Origin of the sequence: Idiomarina sp. 017G, from assembly GCF_004362265.1 — a bacterium.
GTDB classification, from domain to species: domain Bacteria; phylum Pseudomonadota; class Gammaproteobacteria; order Enterobacterales; family Alteromonadaceae; genus Idiomarina; species Idiomarina loihiensis.
The window spans coordinates 305,274-319,617 of the sequence record NZ_SNWT01000001.1; the positions used below are offsets into that span (position 1 = coordinate 305,274).

Below are 14,344 nucleotides of genomic sequence, written 5' to 3' on the forward strand. Positions count from 1 at the left end.
AGTCGTAGGTAAAAAAATGCCGAGTATCGAGAAAAGTGCTTTAGTTTCGTACAGCGCCAAACAAATGTTCGACCTCGTTAACCACGTTGAAGCTTACCCGGAGTTTGTGCCCGGATGTGCTGCTGCGCGGGTGCTGGAGTCGTCCAGCCAACAAAAAGTGGCTGCGTTAGACATAAGCAAGGCGGGTATCAGCAAAACCTTTACCACCCGTAATACGCTGCACGAACCCGAACGTATAGATATGGGCCTGGTAGACGGGCCATTTAAAAAGTTAACCGGTGGCTGGGTATTTACGCCACTGGCCGACGACGCCTGCAAAGTTGAGCTTAAGCTGGACTTTGAGTTTTCCAGTCGCTTGCTGGGCATGGCCTTTGGTAAAATATTTAAAGAAGTGACTTCTCGTATGGTCGATGCCTTTGTGAAAAGGGCGGAGCAGGTGTATGGAAACCAGCATGGGCAATAAATTAACTATTGAAGTGGCTTACGCTACCCCTGACAAGCAAGTGCTGTTAACCGTGCATCCGCAAGAGGGCGCAACGGTGGAAGAGTGCATACGCATGTCGGACGTGTTCGAGCAGTTTCCGGAAATTGATCTTGAACAGCAAAAAGTGGGTATCTGGAATAAGACGGTGAAGTTAAATGCACAACCGCGAGACGGGGACCGCATTGAAATTTATCGTCCGTTAATTGCCGATCCAAAAGCCGTACGCAAACGTCGTGCGGAAGAAGCCAAACAGTCCGGCCGGGCTAATCGGGTTACCGGTGGCCGACCTGACACAAATCGCCGAACGCAGGCCGAGGAGTCTAAGCCAGAATGAAGCTGTATATCATGCGTCATGGTGAAGCAAACTACCCACAGGGCAGTTATTCCGATCGCGAGCGCCGTTTAACCACCAACGGTGAACACGAAGTTATAACCACGGCGAAATGGCTAATAGACAAGCAACCGAAAGTTGACTGTGTTTATGTCAGCCCTTATATACGCGCTCAGCAAACGGCTTCTATCTTATTGTCGCATCTGAAAACCGGGCAGAAGCAAAATTGCGATGACATTACGCCCGATGGTCATGCTGGTTCAGTTGTCAGTTGGCTTGCTGCGGAAATTCAGCAGCACGGCTATGAGAGTGTGGTGTTGGTGTCGCACATGCCGCTAGTGAGTTATTTAGTGCATGAGCTGGATGCCAGCGTGCAGCCTCCTATTTTTCCGACAGCGGGTATTGCGGTTGTCGACTTCTCGCCGGAAACTTTGCGCGGTAAATTTCAGCAACTGTTAATAGCGGAGCGGTGTGCGGGCTAATTACTAGCTCGCAACTTTTAACAGCACCAATAACGACGCTGCGCCGCCCCATTCCAGCGGAGCCTGATGAAACGCCCTTACATGAGGGTGCTGTACTAACCAATGCGGCAGTTGTTGTTTTAACTTACCACTGCCGTGCCCGTGCATAATGCAGCAACAGTCTATGTGTTCGCGCTCACATGCCAGTAATAATGCTGCTAACTCCTGGCGTGCCGTGGCTAATGTCATGCCGTGTAAGTCCAGTAGTAACTCGGGCGTGTAGTCTCCCCGGCGTAACTGCTTAACCAAATATCCAGACTCACCCTCCGCAGCAAAACGAACCGGGCCGTCGGCAAAGTAGGCTTCAAAATCATCGGAAAAATAATGACTGGCCGAGCGACTGGCGTCGGCAATTTGCTGGGCGCTGGGGTCTTGCGATAGTTGTCGGCGCTGCCGTAATTCAGCAATTTTTGGTGGTTCCGGCGGCAGTTTGTCCTGCTTTATACGGGCAGCACCTTTTGCGGCTTCACGAAAAAGCTCGATATCGTCTTCAGAAAGTGATGATGACTGACGTTTGTTTACGACCATGATTGATGAAAACCGCGCTGAATTAAGGTATCTTTAAGGCATTAAGTTTACTCAGTATAAAACATTCAGTGGTCGGGAGACAGCCTTTGCAAGTGCGTAATCTGGAACAAGCCATTCAAGAGTTAGTAAGCATTGATGACATTACCCGCTGGAGCGTAACTCAGCTCAACCAGTCTGATGTGTATTACGGTCATGGCACCGACAACCCAATTGATGAAACCCGGGCTTTATTAAGCTTCGTGCTACAGCTAACAACGGCTCAGTTAGCCGCTATGGGTCATTGCCGTATGCTCAACTCAGAGAAACAAGAATTTGTTGAGTTATTAAAGCAACGCGTTGAGCAACACATTCCGGCTGCGTATCTGACTCATCAGGCCTGGTTTGCCGGATTGCCATTTTATGTCGACGAACGGGTTCTGGTGCCACGCTCTCCAATAGCCGAGCTTATTGAAAATGGCTTTCAGACTTGGTTAGTCGAAGCCCCGCACCGTGTTCTGGACTTATGCACCGGCGGTGGCTGTATTGCCATAGCCTGTGCCTATGCGTTTCCTGAAGCCGAAGTCGATGCGCTGGATATTTCCACCGAAGCGCTGGAAGTGGCTGAGTTCAACATTGAACAGCACGGTTTAACTCATAGAGTGACGCCCATTCAGTCGGACTTATTCGATGCAGTAAAAGCCGAGAAATACGATTTAATTGTTACCAATCCTCCGTATGTCGATGCCGAAGATATGACTGATTTACCACCTGAGTATCACCACGAACCGGAACTTGGGTTGGCGGCCGGTGAAGATGGCTTAATTTTGGTAGACAAAATGCTGATGCAGGCTTCGGACTTGTTGAACGACGGCGGCCTGTTTGTTTGTGAGGTGGGCAATTCAATGCCGGCTTTAGCTGAAAAGTATCCGAAAACGCCGTTTATGTGGCTTGAGTTTGCCAATGGCGGCGACGGGGTATTTTTGCTGACAAAACAGCAATTAATTGAACATAAACAACGGGAAACTAAGGCCAGCTAATGCCAGGAAACAGTTTTGGTCAGTTATTCAAAATTACCACCTTTGGTGAAAGCCACGGGCCTTCACTGGGTGCAGTTGTTGACGGTTGTCCTGCGGGGTTAGAGTTAACCGAAGCCGATTTACAGGAAGCTTTAGACCGGCGTAAGCCAGGACAAAACCGCTATACCACAGCACGTCGTGAGGCCGATCAAGTCAAGATCCTCTCCGGGGTATTTGAAGGCGTGACAACCGGCACCTCTATTGGTTTGCTGATTGAAAACACTGACCAGCGCAGCCAGGATTACTCTGACATAAAAGATACCTTCCGGCCCGGCCATGCCGATTACACCTACCAACATAAGTACGGTGTGCGGGATTATCGCGGTGGCGGTCGTTCTTCAGCGCGTGAAACCGCAATGCGGGTGGCGGCTGGTGCTATAGCCGATAAATTACTACGGCAGCAGGGTATACAGGTTCAGGCGGCATTAACGCAAATGGGCGATGTTGTTGCTAGTAACATTGACTGGCAGCAGGTACGCGAGAATGAACTGTTTTGCGGAGACGCCAATGCGGTTGAAGCTATGCAGGAGCTTATTCGTCAGCTGAAAAAAGAAGGCGACTCAATTGGTGCAAAAATTCGGGTGCAGGCTACTGGAGTGCCGCCGGGTTGGGGCGAACCGGTTTTTGACAGGCTGGATGCTGATTTAGCCAAAGCACTGATGAGCATTAATGCGGTAAAGGCGGTGAGTGTTGGCGATGGTTTTGAGGTGGTAAGCCAGCGTGGCAGAGAACACCGTGATGAAATGACGCCGGACGGTTTCTTATCGAACCACGCGGGCGGTGTCTTAGGCGGTATTAGCAGTGGGCAGCCAATTTTTGCTGATATCGCACTGAAACCAACCTCAAGTATTGCCATTAGCGGGCGTACAATTGACCGTTGGGGTAACGAACAGGCCATAGTAACGAAAGGCCGTCACGACCCCTGTGTCGGTATACGTGCGGTACCTATTGTTGAAGCTATGACCAGCCTGGTTTTAGCCGACCATTGGTTACGCCAGCGGGCGCATAATTTAACAGCGCAAACTGAAACGCCGGATATTAGTCGCTAAGCGAATATGAGTCAGACGTCAGAACACCATTATGAGCGCTTAATTGAGATTTTTAAGCGCTGTTTCAGCGAAGATTACAACACCATACTGTTTGCCGGTGACGATGAACCGTATTATCAACCAGCAACAAAAGCGGGTGAACCGCATAAAGTAGTGTTTGCTCATGGTTTTTTTGCCTCAGCGCTGCACGAGACCGCTCATTGGTGTATAGCGGGCGAAGCGCGCAGAAAGCAGTTTGATTATGGTTACTGGTACGAACCGGACGGGCGCAACGAAGCCCAGCAGAAATCCTTTGAGCAGGTTGAGCAAAAGCCACAAGCGCTGGAGTGGCTGTTTTCTTTATGTTGTGGTTTTCCGTTTCAGGTAAGTGTGGATAATTTGAATGGCGTTGAAGTAGACAGGCAGGCGTTCACAGAAAAAGTGGCTGCACAGTTAAACCGTTTACTGGAAGAAAATACCATACCGCCACGCGCTGCAAAGTTTGCAAAAGCACTCTGTCACGACTTTAATTGTAGCTGGCCAAACGGTCAGTCCGTTAATTTTTAGTCATGAATAAGGAGTTATCTATGTTTTTAAGAGCATTGTTAGTAACCGTTGCAATACTAGGGTTAAGCGCTTGTGAAACAATAGAAGGCGCTGGCCGCGACTTACAAAATGCCGGTGAAGCGATAGAAGATGAGGCTGATGACGAGTAGTAATGGAAACAAGTAGTAGATTAACCGTTGGTTTTATTATTAACCCGTATGCGGGTATTGGTGGCGCTTTAGCTTTAAAGGGAAGCGATGGCGCCGATATTCGGCAAAAAGCATTAGCGGCCGGGGTTGAGAAAAAGGCCGCTAGAAGAGCTGAAACCGCATTAGAACTTTTGCTCCCATACAATCAGCAACTTCATTTTGTTACCGCCGATAATGAAATGGGCGCGGATAGCCTCAAAGCTCTGGGTTTTTCATTTGACTCGGTCTACAAAGCTGCTGAAACGCTATCCTCACCAGAAGACACAAAAAAAGCGGTGTCTGAAATTGTGACTCATAACGTCGATATTCTTTTATTCGCCGGCGGTGACGGTACTGCGCGCGATATTTATCAGGTGGTTCCTGAGCAACAATTAGTTTTGGGTATACCGGCCGGCGTTAAAATTCATTCAGGCGTTTACGCTATCAGTCCAACCGGGGCCGGAAGGGTTATTGAGAAGATCCTGCAGGGCGAGTTATCCAGTATTCATAATGCCGATGTAATGGATATTGACGAAGAAGCCTTTAGAAAAGGTACCGTAAAAGCCCGACGTTTTGGTGAAATGTCGGTACCGGCCGAACTGGAATACGTTCAGGCGGTAAAAATGGGCGGCAAAGAAAGCGACGAGATGGTACTGGATGATATTGCGGCTGAAGTAACAGAGCGCATTGACGACGAACTTTTAGTCATGGGGTCTGGCTCTACAGTAGAAGCTATTATGCAGTCCATGGGGCACGAGAATACTTTGCTCGGTGTCGACTTAGTCCAACAGAATAACCTGTTAGCCAGCGACGTAACAGAAAACCGTTTATACGAAGAAGTGGCTCAGCGCGAAACTGGAAGCATTAAATTGGTTATAACCTTAATTGGCGGGCAGGGGCATTTATTTGGTCGTGGAAATCAGCAATTAAGTCCACGGGTTATTCGGCATATTGGTAAAGAGAACATTTGGGTGGTTGCCACTAAAACTAAGTTGCAGGCACTGAATAACAAACCACTACGAGTCGATACCGGCGATTCGGAACTAGACCGTGAACTCTCAGGCACTATTCGGGTTATTACCGGCTACCACGACGAAGTTCTTATGCCGGTGGCAGCCGTAAATTAATTTCAGGCTTATTTAGAACTGAGTTTTCGGCATGTGCACAACTAAGCCGTCTAATTCGTCCGTTATTTCTATCTGACAGCTTAAGCGGCTATTGTCCTGCGGCTCTAAAACCATATCTATCATGTCTTCTTCCTGCTCCGATGGGGCAGGAATTTTGCTTTGCCATTCTGGCGGTATGTAACAATGGCAAGTTGCGCACGACATAACGCCGCCACATTCGCCAATAATGCCGTCAATAAAGTTTTCGACAGCGGCTTCCATAACGTTGGTTCCTGCATCGACAGTAGCTTCAAATTGGTTACCATCGGCATCAACAAAGTAAACGGTTGGCATGATAAATTCTGTGTCCTGTTAAAAAATAAAAAGTGAGCAACAAATTCTGTGGCGGTTAGGATAAAATACCTGCCCTTTAACCACAACGCTAAACTTTCAAGGTTGCTCATGCTGGAAAAGCTGTTTTCAATTAAAGCTAGTGGCAGTTCGGTTAAGTCTGAGGTTATTGGCGGGCTCACAACCTTTCTGACTATGGCTTACATTATCTTTGTTAACCCGTCCATTTTAAGTGAAACCGGTATGGATTACGGCGCCGTATTTGTCGCTACCTGTCTGGCTGCGGCTATTGGCTGTCTGGTCATGGGGCTGTGGGCAAATTATCCGGTAGCTCTGGCGCCGGGCATGGGGCTAAATGCTTTTTTCACCTACACCGTTGTTTTTAGCATGGGTTACACTTGGCAGACTGCTCTTGGAGCGGTGTTCTTTTCCGGTTGCTTATTTTTCTTGCTGTCGGCTTTGCGTGTTCGTGAGTGGATAATAAAGTCCATTCCAACCACATTGCGTTTGGCTATTGCTGCGGGTATTGGGGCTTTTCTGGCGCTAATTGGTTTGCAGAACGCCAATATTATTGTTGCCAATGACGACACCATGGTGACTTTAGGCTCTTTGTCTGAGCCTTCAGTATTGCTTGCAGCCGCGGGCTTCTTTCTTATTATTGGGTTAGTTGCGCGACAAGTGCAGGGCGCGGCTTTAATCAGTATTTTGCTGGTAACCGTTATTGCCTGGGCAACCGGGCTGGTTGAATATAATGGTATTGTGTCTGCACCACCGAGCTTGCTGCCAACCTTTATGCAAATGGATTTAGCAGCGGCTTTTGATATTGGCATGTTGTCGGTTATTTTTGCTTTCTTGTTTGTAGATCTGTTTGATACGTCCGGCACTTTACTGGCAGTGGCGCAGAAAGCTGGGTTGGCAAAAGCCAATGGGGAAATGCCGCGCTTGAATAAAGCATTAATGGCAGACAGCACTGCAACCGTTGCTGGTTCCATGCTGGGTACCTCAACCACCACCAGCTATATTGAGTCAGCTGCCGGTGTGGCATCAGGTGGTAAAACGGGGCTTGCCGCGGTGGTTGTTGGTATTTTATTTTTATTGGCCATGTTCTTTGCGCCGTTGGCTGGTATGATCCCTGCTTACGCAACCGCAGGTGCAATTATTTACGTTGCGGTGCTAATGCTGTTTACGCTGAAAGACGTAGAATGGGACGACATTACTGAGGCCGCGCCGGTAACAGTGGTTTTATTGATGACACCACTGACATTCTCGATAGCCGACGGCATTGCACTAGGGTTTATTAGTTACGTTGTGGTGAAATTACTGGGCGGACGCTATCAGGATTTAACACCAAGCGTCGTTTTCTTGGGCGCACTTTTTGTCGCTAAATTTATTTGGTTAGGGTAACGAAATTATGGGATGGCATTCAAACCGCGAGTTTTTTGTATCATGGGAAGAGTTGCACCGCGCAACGCGTGAACTAGCGCGTCGGCAATTACCGGCGGAGCAATATAAAGGTATTATTGCGGTTAGCCGTGGTGGCTTGGTTCCGGCGGCAATTGTGTCGCGCGAGCTTAATATTCGAGTTGTCGACTGTGTTGCTGTAAGCTCATATGACCACACCGAACAGCGTGACGACTTGCAGGTAATGAAAGACGTAACGGCAACCGAAGACGGCGAAGGTTTTCTGGTCGTTGATGACTTAGTGGATACCGGCAATACGCTGAAGTTTCTGCGGGAACGCTTGCCGAAAGCTAAGTTTGTGACGGTTTACGCAAAACCCAGTGGTATGGAAATGGTCGACGATTTTGTTGCCGACTTAGCCCAGGACACCTGGATCCACTTCCCGTGGGATATGCACTTACACTACATTGAGCCTTTAGCGGGTCAGGAGTCTTAAGACTCTCTCGTTAAAAAATTAAGGCAAAAAAAATGGCCTGATAGCGAAAACTATCAGGCCATTTTTATTAATAACGTCAGTTAGAGTTGTTGCTGTATGAAGCTAATGCAGTCATCTAAATTGATTTTCTGCTTCTCTCCGCCTTTACGACTTTGGTACTCAACCTGGTTTTCATCAAGGTTACGCTCACCAACCACAACCTGATGAGGAATGCCTATGAGCTCCATGTCGGTAAACATGACCCCGGGGCGCTCCTTACGGTCATCAAACAGCACATCAATACCTTGAGCCTTTAAGTCGGTATAAAGCTTCTCAGCGGCTTCCTGTACCCGTGCCGACTTGTGCATATTCATTGGCACTATAACAACCTGGAAAGGCGCTAAAGCTTCCGGCCAGCAAATACCGCGCTCGTCGTTATTTTGCTCTATGGCGGCAGCGACTATGCGCGAAACACCTATTCCATAGCAGCCCATGGTTAAAGTTTCATGTTTACCGCTTTCAGACAACACGCCGACTTTCATAGCGTCACTGTATTTTTTGCCCAGCTGGAAAATATGACCAACTTCAATACCGCGAGCAATTTTGACTTTGCCCTGACCACAAGGACTCGGGTCACCGGCAACAACGTTACGAATATCCACGACGCTGAAATCACCTGTGTCACGCTTCCAATTAACACCGGTTAACCACTGGCCGTTCTCATTTGCACCACAGGCAAAGTCGGCAAGGTGCGCTGCACTGCTGTCAACTAACAGAGGCAATTTCGCGTTCACGACACCAATGTAAGGTGCTTCTACGCCGGTGGCTTTCTCTGTTTCAGTCAGTATTTCCAGCGGAGCCGCAACCTGAGCCAGTTTCTCAGCTTTTACTGTGTTCAGTTCATGGTCAGCGCGAAGAACTAGCTGAACGTATTCAGAATCAATGTCGTCCGCTGCTTTAACAATAAAAGACTTGGTTGCTTGCTGGCTTTCTACAGACAAAGGCTGTAGTACAGCAGCTAGTTCGTCGCCTTGTACTTCATGCTTTTCTACTTTTTGATTAGGAGCAGGGCGCTCACCAGCAGGAGCCAGAGCTTCTGCCATTTCCACGTTTGCGGCGTAATCTGAAGAGTCAGAAAACGCGATGGCGTCCTCACCGGAGCTTGCCAGCACATGAAACTCGTGCGAGTGGCTTCCGCCAATAGAGCCTGTATCGGCTATAACCGGACGATAATCTAAACCAAGACGCTCGAAAATACGGCAGTAGGCCTGATACATATCGTCGTATGTTTTCTGCAGAGATTCGTCTGTCAAATGGAAAGAGTAGGCGTCCTTCATCAGAAATTCGCGCGCACGCATCACGCCAAAACGAGGGCGTATTTCATCACGGAATTTGGTCTGGATTTGGAACAAGGTTAATGGCAGTTGTTTGTAGCTGCTAACTTCCTTACGTACCAGTTGACTGATAATTTCTTCGTGGGTTGGCCCCAGTAAAAAGTCACGTTGGTTGCGGTCTTTTATACGCAGTAATTCCGGGCCGTAGTCATCCCAGCGTCCTGACTCCTGCCAAAGATCGGCGGGTTGTACCATTGGCATTAAAATTTCCAATGCGTTAATGGCTTCCATTTCCTCGCGCACAACGTTTTCAACTTTGCGCAGTACACGCAAACCGGTTGGCGTCCAGGTATACAACCCAGCGGCGACTTTACGGATCATACCTGCCCGCAACATCAGCTGATGACTCACGATCTCTGCATCAGAAGGTGTCTCTTTAAGCGTTGATAATAAATATTTGCTGCTGCGCATAGTCCGGCATCTCTGCAAGTTATAGTGGTCAAAAATTAGAGCGAAGTTTAGCAGTGTCTGACGCCGCCCAAAAGCCTTTTACAGCTGTTTTAGTGAGATTTCTTCAACAAAAACGGTGTTTTGTTGTACATACCAGCGAATATTGTAGTTCAAAAGCGCTGTGCCGTAATTTCTCTGGTTTTCCTGTAACTTGTGGTAAGCGGGTCTGGGGTCCTGGCTGAGCACCTCGGTAATCAGTGTTTTAAGCTCAGGAGCGCACTCTGACTCCCTGATAAGAGTCGAATCCGCCGCTTCCAAAAATTTCACCTCTAAGCTTTCTTCCGGTTTTTGCTGAGCAAATCCCGCACGAGCGTCACTAATAGCGTCGACGTAGGGAATATAAGGTTTTATATCAACAATAGGGGTGTTATCCACCAAGTCAGCTCCGCGTACCGTCAACACCACCTTAGGCTCGGTTTCTACTGCAACTAACTCAACCACAGATAAGCCTAATTGATTCGGCCGGAAGGGGGAGCGGGTGGCAAAGACGCCCAGCTGTTCATTACCGCCAAGCCGGGGCGGGCGAACGCGCTCCTGCCACGAACTGTGCTGATGAAACTCGAAGGTTAGCCAAAGGTGAGAGAACTGTTCTATACCCTCTATGGCTTGTGCATGCTGGTAATTCCCAACGAGCTCAACCTGAGCCAATGCAGAGGGAGCCAGGCCGGGTTGCCGGGGAACACTAAACTTTTCAGGAAAAGGCGTACGAATGATAGCTATGGGTGTTAGTTGTTGCTGGCTTTTCATTCTGCCTCCGTTAGTGAATATTCAGAATTGTGGTAGCCAATTTGACCACATAGTTTGTTAATTCACTAACCTCGAAAATTAAAGATGGATTAACCCACTGATTTTATGTGACTTTTATTTTTGGCACAGGCGTTGCAAAAGCTAGTCATAAGCAACTTTTAGTGCTTTAGGGGTTAGCATGAATCGTTTTAATAACAATAGGAAAAGAAAAATGATGAAACACAAAATCTGGCCTTTAACTTTAGGTTTTATTGGTTTAGTTACAGTAAGTACAGCCGCGTTTTCTGCCGAAAGTGAACGCACGTTAACCAGTAGTTATATTGTTAGCAGTGATACAGAAATTCATTTAGACGCAACGGTGGGAACGGTTGAGTTAAGTGTAACAGAAGGCGATACGGTCGGAATTGAGCTTCGTGTAGAGTCGGATGATGACGGCTGGTTCGTCAGTGGCGGTGAGCTTGATAAAGTGATTATAAAAGGTGAACGAGACGGGAATCGCCTGGAAATTTCGGCAACACCCGATGACGATATGTCACAACATTGGATAGTGTCCGTGCCGCGCAGCCGATTGCTTGAGATAGATCTGGGTGTTGGTCAGATTGAAGGTGACGTACCATTCAACGACTTAAAAGTTGATTTAGGTGTTGGTGATGTCTCTTTGAATCTGGCCAAGGGCGACTACAAGCAAGTAGAAGCATCGGTAGGAGTTGGCGATACCAGTTTAAAGAACTTCGGCAACACTCAGGAAGACAGAATGATTGTGACATCTGAGTCGAGTTATCAGGGTAACGGCTCTGTCAGAGTTAAGGTTGAAGTTGGCGTTGGCGACGTTACCTTGAAACAAGGTTATTAATCACGCCATTGAATAGCGCGACCCACGCAGCTGACTTCACTGTAACAGATGGAGTCGGCTTCGGGTTTAAAAGAAAAGCATTGAGCGCCGATAATGGCATGAGCTTTAAATCGGGCAGCGTCTTCCCGCAGGGCTTGAACGGCATCGTTCGCCGACGCTTCTGCGCCTCTAAATTTTCGCTGGCAGCTTTCACCATTTACAATACTTATCAACTCGTATGCACGCGAGGGCTTGTTGTCACCGCGATAAACTTCAACATCACCTGAGTCGATCTGATTAAAGCCTCCTGACATCTGAGGTAAGATGCTACAGGCAGAAAGGCCGAATAATGGCGTTAATACGAATGCTATGAAACGATAGCGCAATGTCGATCCTTGCCAGTTTGAATTTTCTATAGCCTAATCAAGCTGAGCCTATTGTTCAACAAAAAGCGTAATCTCTACTCTTTATTATTGGTAGAGATTACGTTTGACTAACGCTACTTAATTAGAAATGCTTCTAATGATTTGCCATTATCGACCGCTGTTTTCATGGCTTTAGGCATGCGACCCTGACCAGTCCAGGTTTGTTTTTCGCCGTTTTCGTCGGTGTATTCGTATTTAGGAGGCTTAGGTGCCCGTTTTTTACGAGTGGTTTTAACGATAGGTTCGCCACCCAGCTCTTGCTCTAATATGTCGGACAATTCAATGCCGGCATCGGCCATCGCGCTTTTAAATTCTTCAATTTTTTTCTGCTTTGCTTCGTTCTGGCGTTGCTTTTCAGCTTCCTCTTCGCGACGCTGAGAAATTACCGAATCAAATTTAGATTTAACACTTTCCAGCTCGTTTAAATCCAGTTCTTTTAATGCTGCTTTTAAACGGCGTTCGTGACGAAGAATGTTAATGAATTCACTCATTTTTTGCTTACCTTATTTGATTGCTTAAATATTGGTTTGTTTGCATTATAGCTGTTATTACAGTTTAAGTTGAAACTTCTTTTTATTGAATAAGTACATAGAAATAGAGAAAGAGGATTAAAATCACCTATAGCGTTACTTATTAACAATTACTTATAATTACTATCAATACTGCTCTCTTTTCACTTCATTTTTATATGACTCGTTTAAAAGTACATTTATGACTTAATAAGTCGACAAACTTATAATTTTTAGTTCCTAAAACGAAAAAACACCAAAACATTTAACATGCTTTGGTGTTTTTTGTTATTAACTTTACGAAGTGTTTACATATTAGGGTAGGTAGGTCCGCCGCCACCTTCGGGCACAACCCAGGTTATATTCTGGCTAGGATCTTTAATATCACAAGTTTTACAGTGTATGCAGTTTTGCGCATTAATTTGAAAAACTTGTTTGCCGTCTTCTTCAACCACTTCATAAACCCCGGCAGGGCAATAGCGTTGCGCAGGCTCTGCATACTTCGGTAAATTGACCTCTAATGGAATATTAGCGTCACTGAGCTTTAAATGGCAGGGTTGATCTTCTGCGTGATTGGTATTGGACAAAAATACCGATGACAGACGATCAAATGTCAGTTTATTATCTGCTTTTGGATAGTCGATTGCCGTATAGTTTTCGGCTTTACCTGTCGCTTTATAATCCGGTGTCCACTCTTTAAATTTAAAGGGTAATTTACCACCAAACCAATTTTGATCGACCATATTATAAGCGCCGCCAAGTATTGTGCCCAATTTATGCACAGCACCGCCGAAATTGCGTGAGCGATACAATTCATCAAATACCCAGGACTTTTCAAACGCCTCTTTGTAGCTGGTAATGTCGTCGTTGGCTTTACCATTTTTTAGCTGTTCAAATACACATTCAGCGGCCACCATACCCGACTTCATTGCGGTATGGTTTCCTTTGATCTTGGCAAAGTTTAAGGTGCCTGCGTTACAGCCAACCAGCAAACCTCCGGGGAAGGTCATTTTCGGTAACGAATAATAGCCACCTTTAGCAATAGCGCGTGCGCCGTAGGACACCCGCTTACCATTTTCAATGATTTGCTTAATAGCCGGGTGAGTTTTGAACCGCTGAAACTCCTGAAATGGATTCAGGTAAGGGTTAGCGTAGTTAAGATCAACAATAAGGCCTAAGTACACTTGTCCGTCTTCGGCATGATATAGATAACCGCCGCCAGTAGCATCACTGTCGGTTAGCGGCCAGCCTGCGGTGTGAACCACTTTGCCGGGCTCGTGCATGTCCTCTGGTACATCCCAAATTTCTTTAAAGCCTAGACCATAATGTTGCGGGGTGCTGTCTTTATCCAGTTCAAACCTGCTAATCAGCTCTTTGCCTAAATGACCGCGACAACCTTCTGCGAATAAGGTGTATTTAGCACGCAGTTCCATTCCCGGCATATAGCCGTCTTTTTCGCTACCGTCTTTAGCCACACCCATGTCACCGGTTTGAATACCCGCAACGCTGCCATCGTCGTTATACAGAATTTCAGAGGCCGCAAAACCAGGGAATATCTCAATGCCCAGTTGTTCGGCCTGTTCTGCCATCCAACGGCACAGGTTACCCATGCTGGCAATATAATTGCCTTTATTATGGAAGGTTTTAGGGACACTAAAGTCTGGCAGGCGACTGTGGTTATTTTCGTCTTTTAGCAATAAAACATCGTCGCCGGTTACTTCGGTGTTGAGTGGAGCGCCGCGCTCTTTCCAGTCAGGAAAAAGCTCGTTCAGGGCTCGAGGTTCGAACACCGCGCCGGATAATATATGAGCGCCAATATCTGCGCCTTTTTCAACCACGCATATCATGAGCTCTTGCTCATTTTCCTGCGCGAGTTGTCCGAGTCGACAGGCGGTTGCCAGCCCTGATGGGCCTGCACCAACTATGACGACGTCAAATTCCATGCTTTCGCGTTCCACATTAACCTCCACTAT

Annotated in this window: 18 protein-coding genes; 11 read left to right on the top strand and 7 right to left on the bottom strand. The window is 47.2% G+C overall.

What is annotated here, in order from left to right:
• The first annotated feature begins 16 nt into the window (after positions 1 to 16).
• The 3 genes from DEU30_RS01485 to sixA are packed head-to-tail and all read left to right on the top strand — an operon-like array spanning position 17 to position 1,297.
• Positions 17 to 463 (top strand): type II toxin-antitoxin system RatA family toxin, encoded by a 447-nt coding sequence (locus DEU30_RS01485; RefSeq protein ID WP_114981511.1) that lies wholly within the window; start codon positions 17 to 19, stop codon positions 461 to 463.
• Positions 441 to 818 (top strand): RnfH family protein, encoded by a 378-nt coding sequence (locus DEU30_RS01490; RefSeq protein WP_114981510.1) that lies wholly within the window; start codon positions 441 to 443, stop codon positions 816 to 818. The genes DEU30_RS01485 and DEU30_RS01490 overlap by 23 nt, the downstream gene beginning before the upstream one ends.
• A complete protein-coding gene (gene sixA / locus DEU30_RS01495; protein ID WP_114981509.1) occupies positions 815 to 1,297 on the top strand; it encodes a phosphohistidine phosphatase SixA in 483 nt (160 codons plus the stop codon). The genes DEU30_RS01490 and sixA overlap by 4 nt, the downstream gene beginning before the upstream one ends.
• Positions 1,298 to 1,300: 3 nt before the next feature.
• Here sixA and smrB read toward each other — a convergent pair whose 3' ends face one another.
• Positions 1,301 to 1,864, bottom strand: coding sequence for an endonuclease SmrB (smrB, locus tag DEU30_RS01500; RefSeq protein ID WP_114981508.1), 564 nt, complete (start codon positions 1,862 to 1,864; stop codon positions 1,301 to 1,303).
• Positions 1,865 to 1,950: 86 nt separating this feature from the next.
• On the opposite strand from smrB, the gene prmB reads away from it, so the two are divergent.
• Genes prmB through DEU30_RS01525 form a run of 5 tightly spaced genes read left to right on the top strand, consistent with a single transcriptional unit; the run spans position 1,951 to position 5,808 of the window.
• The gene (gene prmB / locus DEU30_RS01505) at positions 1,951 to 2,880 is read left to right on the top strand and encodes a 50S ribosomal protein L3 N(5)-glutamine methyltransferase (RefSeq protein WP_011234144.1); all 930 of its coding nucleotides are present in this window, start codon (positions 1,951 to 1,953) and stop codon (positions 2,878 to 2,880) included.
• A complete protein-coding gene (aroC, locus tag DEU30_RS01510; protein ID WP_114981507.1) occupies positions 2,880 to 3,968 on the top strand; it encodes a chorismate synthase in 1,089 nt (362 codons plus the stop codon). Before prmB ends, aroC begins: the two co-directional genes overlap by 1 nt.
• A 6-nt stretch (positions 3,969 to 3,974) precedes the next feature.
• A complete protein-coding gene (locus DEU30_RS01515) occupies positions 3,975 to 4,514 on the top strand; it encodes an elongation factor P hydroxylase (RefSeq protein WP_114981506.1) in 540 nt (179 codons plus the stop codon).
• Positions 4,515 to 4,534: 20 nt separating this feature from the next.
• Positions 4,535 to 4,663, top strand: coding sequence for an entericidin A/B family lipoprotein (locus DEU30_RS01520; protein WP_110012565.1), 129 nt, complete (start codon positions 4,535 to 4,537; stop codon positions 4,661 to 4,663).
• Between the two features lie 2 nt (positions 4,664 to 4,665).
• Positions 4,666 to 5,808 carry an ATP-NAD kinase family protein gene (locus tag DEU30_RS01525; RefSeq protein WP_114981505.1) on the top strand — a complete coding sequence of 381 codons (1,143 nt, stop codon included), beginning with the start codon at positions 4,666 to 4,668 and terminating at the stop codon, positions 5,806 to 5,808.
• Between the two features lie 12 nt (positions 5,809 to 5,820).
• Here the strand turns inward: DEU30_RS01525 and DEU30_RS01530 are convergent, their stop codons facing one another.
• On the bottom strand, positions 5,821 to 6,141 hold the full coding sequence (locus tag DEU30_RS01530) for a 2Fe-2S iron-sulfur cluster-binding protein (RefSeq protein WP_011234139.1): 321 nt from the start codon (positions 6,139 to 6,141) through the stop codon (positions 5,821 to 5,823).
• Positions 6,142 to 6,249: 108 nt separating this feature from the next.
• On the opposite strand from DEU30_RS01530, the gene DEU30_RS01535 reads away from it, so the two are divergent.
• The gene (locus DEU30_RS01535) at positions 6,250 to 7,542 is read left to right on the top strand and encodes an NCS2 family permease (protein ID WP_110012563.1); all 1,293 of its coding nucleotides are present in this window, start codon (positions 6,250 to 6,252) and stop codon (positions 7,540 to 7,542) included.
• Positions 7,543 to 7,549: 7 nt separating this feature from the next.
• Positions 7,550 to 8,035, top strand: a complete 486-nt coding sequence (gene gpt, locus DEU30_RS01540; RefSeq protein WP_034820335.1) for a xanthine phosphoribosyltransferase — start codon at positions 7,550 to 7,552, stop codon at positions 8,033 to 8,035.
• A gap of 80 nt (positions 8,036 to 8,115) precedes the next feature.
• Here gpt and DEU30_RS01545 read toward each other — a convergent pair whose 3' ends face one another.
• Positions 8,116 to 9,819: a proline--tRNA ligase gene (locus tag DEU30_RS01545; RefSeq protein ID WP_114981504.1), complete on the bottom strand. Its 1,704-nt coding sequence runs from the start codon at positions 9,817 to 9,819 to the stop codon at positions 8,116 to 8,118.
• 78 nt (positions 9,820 to 9,897) lie between these two features.
• Positions 9,898 to 10,605 carry a tRNA (N6-threonylcarbamoyladenosine(37)-N6)-methyltransferase TrmO gene (gene tsaA / locus DEU30_RS01550; RefSeq protein WP_114981503.1) on the bottom strand — a complete coding sequence of 236 codons (708 nt, stop codon included), beginning with the start codon at positions 10,603 to 10,605 and terminating at the stop codon, positions 9,898 to 9,900.
• Between the two features lie 211 nt (positions 10,606 to 10,816).
• Here tsaA and DEU30_RS01555 point away from each other — a divergent pair, with 211 nt between their 5' ends.
• Positions 10,817 to 11,458: a hypothetical protein gene (locus tag DEU30_RS01555; protein ID WP_011234135.1), complete on the top strand. Its 642-nt coding sequence runs from the start codon at positions 10,817 to 10,819 to the stop codon at positions 11,456 to 11,458.
• Here DEU30_RS01555 and rcsF read toward each other — a convergent pair.
• From rcsF to DEU30_RS01570, 3 genes are all read right to left on the bottom strand, one after another.
• Complete coding sequence (gene rcsF / locus DEU30_RS01560) at positions 11,455 to 11,823, bottom strand: Rcs stress response system protein RcsF (RefSeq protein ID WP_227016305.1); 369 nt, start codon at positions 11,821 to 11,823, stop codon at positions 11,455 to 11,457. The two genes, DEU30_RS01555 and rcsF, sit on opposite strands and share 4 nt — an antisense overlap.
• A gap of 113 nt (positions 11,824 to 11,936) precedes the next feature.
• Positions 11,937 to 12,353 carry an H-NS family nucleoid-associated regulatory protein gene (locus DEU30_RS01565; RefSeq protein ID WP_011234133.1) on the bottom strand — a complete coding sequence of 139 codons (417 nt, stop codon included), beginning with the start codon at positions 12,351 to 12,353 and terminating at the stop codon, positions 11,937 to 11,939.
• A gap of 326 nt (positions 12,354 to 12,679) precedes the next feature.
• Positions 12,680 to 14,329: an electron transfer flavoprotein-ubiquinone oxidoreductase gene (locus DEU30_RS01570; RefSeq protein ID WP_114981502.1), complete on the bottom strand. Its 1,650-nt coding sequence runs from the start codon at positions 14,327 to 14,329 to the stop codon at positions 12,680 to 12,682.
• Positions 14,330 to 14,344 lie beyond the last annotated feature (15 nt).

What these genes read in the sequence shown, in the direction of transcription:
- DEU30_RS01535 (WP_110012563.1), top strand. Translation starts at nt 6,250, where the DNA reads ATGCTGGAAAAGCTGTTTTCAATTAAAGCTAGTGGCAGTTCGGTTAAG.
- tsaA (WP_114981503.1), bottom strand. Translation starts at nt 10,605, where the DNA reads ATGAAAAGCCAGCAACAACTAACACCCATAGCTATCATTCGTACGCCT.
- gpt (WP_034820335.1), top strand. Translation starts at nt 7,550, where the DNA reads ATGGGATGGCATTCAAACCGCGAGTTTTTTGTATCATGGGAAGAGTTG.
- sixA (WP_114981509.1), top strand. Translation starts at nt 815, where the DNA reads ATGAAGCTGTATATCATGCGTCATGGTGAAGCAAACTACCCACAGGGC.
- DEU30_RS01555 (WP_011234135.1), top strand. Translation starts at nt 10,817, where the DNA reads ATGATGAAACACAAAATCTGGCCTTTAACTTTAGGTTTTATTGGTTTA.
- DEU30_RS01530 (WP_011234139.1), bottom strand. Translation starts at nt 6,141, where the DNA reads ATGCCAACCGTTTACTTTGTTGATGCCGATGGTAACCAATTTGAAGCT.
- DEU30_RS01525 (WP_114981505.1), top strand. Translation starts at nt 4,666, where the DNA reads ATGGAAACAAGTAGTAGATTAACCGTTGGTTTTATTATTAACCCGTAT.
- DEU30_RS01515 (WP_114981506.1), top strand. Translation starts at nt 3,975, where the DNA reads ATGAGTCAGACGTCAGAACACCATTATGAGCGCTTAATTGAGATTTTT.
- DEU30_RS01490 (WP_114981510.1), top strand. Translation starts at nt 441, where the DNA reads ATGGAAACCAGCATGGGCAATAAATTAACTATTGAAGTGGCTTACGCT.
- aroC (WP_114981507.1), top strand. Translation starts at nt 2,880, where the DNA reads ATGCCAGGAAACAGTTTTGGTCAGTTATTCAAAATTACCACCTTTGGT.
- DEU30_RS01485 (WP_114981511.1), top strand. Translation starts at nt 17, where the DNA reads ATGCCGAGTATCGAGAAAAGTGCTTTAGTTTCGTACAGCGCCAAACAA.
- smrB (WP_114981508.1), bottom strand. Translation starts at nt 1,864, where the DNA reads ATGGTCGTAAACAAACGTCAGTCATCATCACTTTCTGAAGACGATATC.
- DEU30_RS01545 (WP_114981504.1), bottom strand. Translation starts at nt 9,819, where the DNA reads ATGCGCAGCAGCAAATATTTATTATCAACGCTTAAAGAGACACCTTCT.
- DEU30_RS01520 (WP_110012565.1), top strand. Translation starts at nt 4,535, where the DNA reads ATGTTTTTAAGAGCATTGTTAGTAACCGTTGCAATACTAGGGTTAAGC.
- DEU30_RS01565 (WP_011234133.1), bottom strand. Translation starts at nt 12,353, where the DNA reads ATGAGTGAATTCATTAACATTCTTCGTCACGAACGCCGTTTAAAAGCA.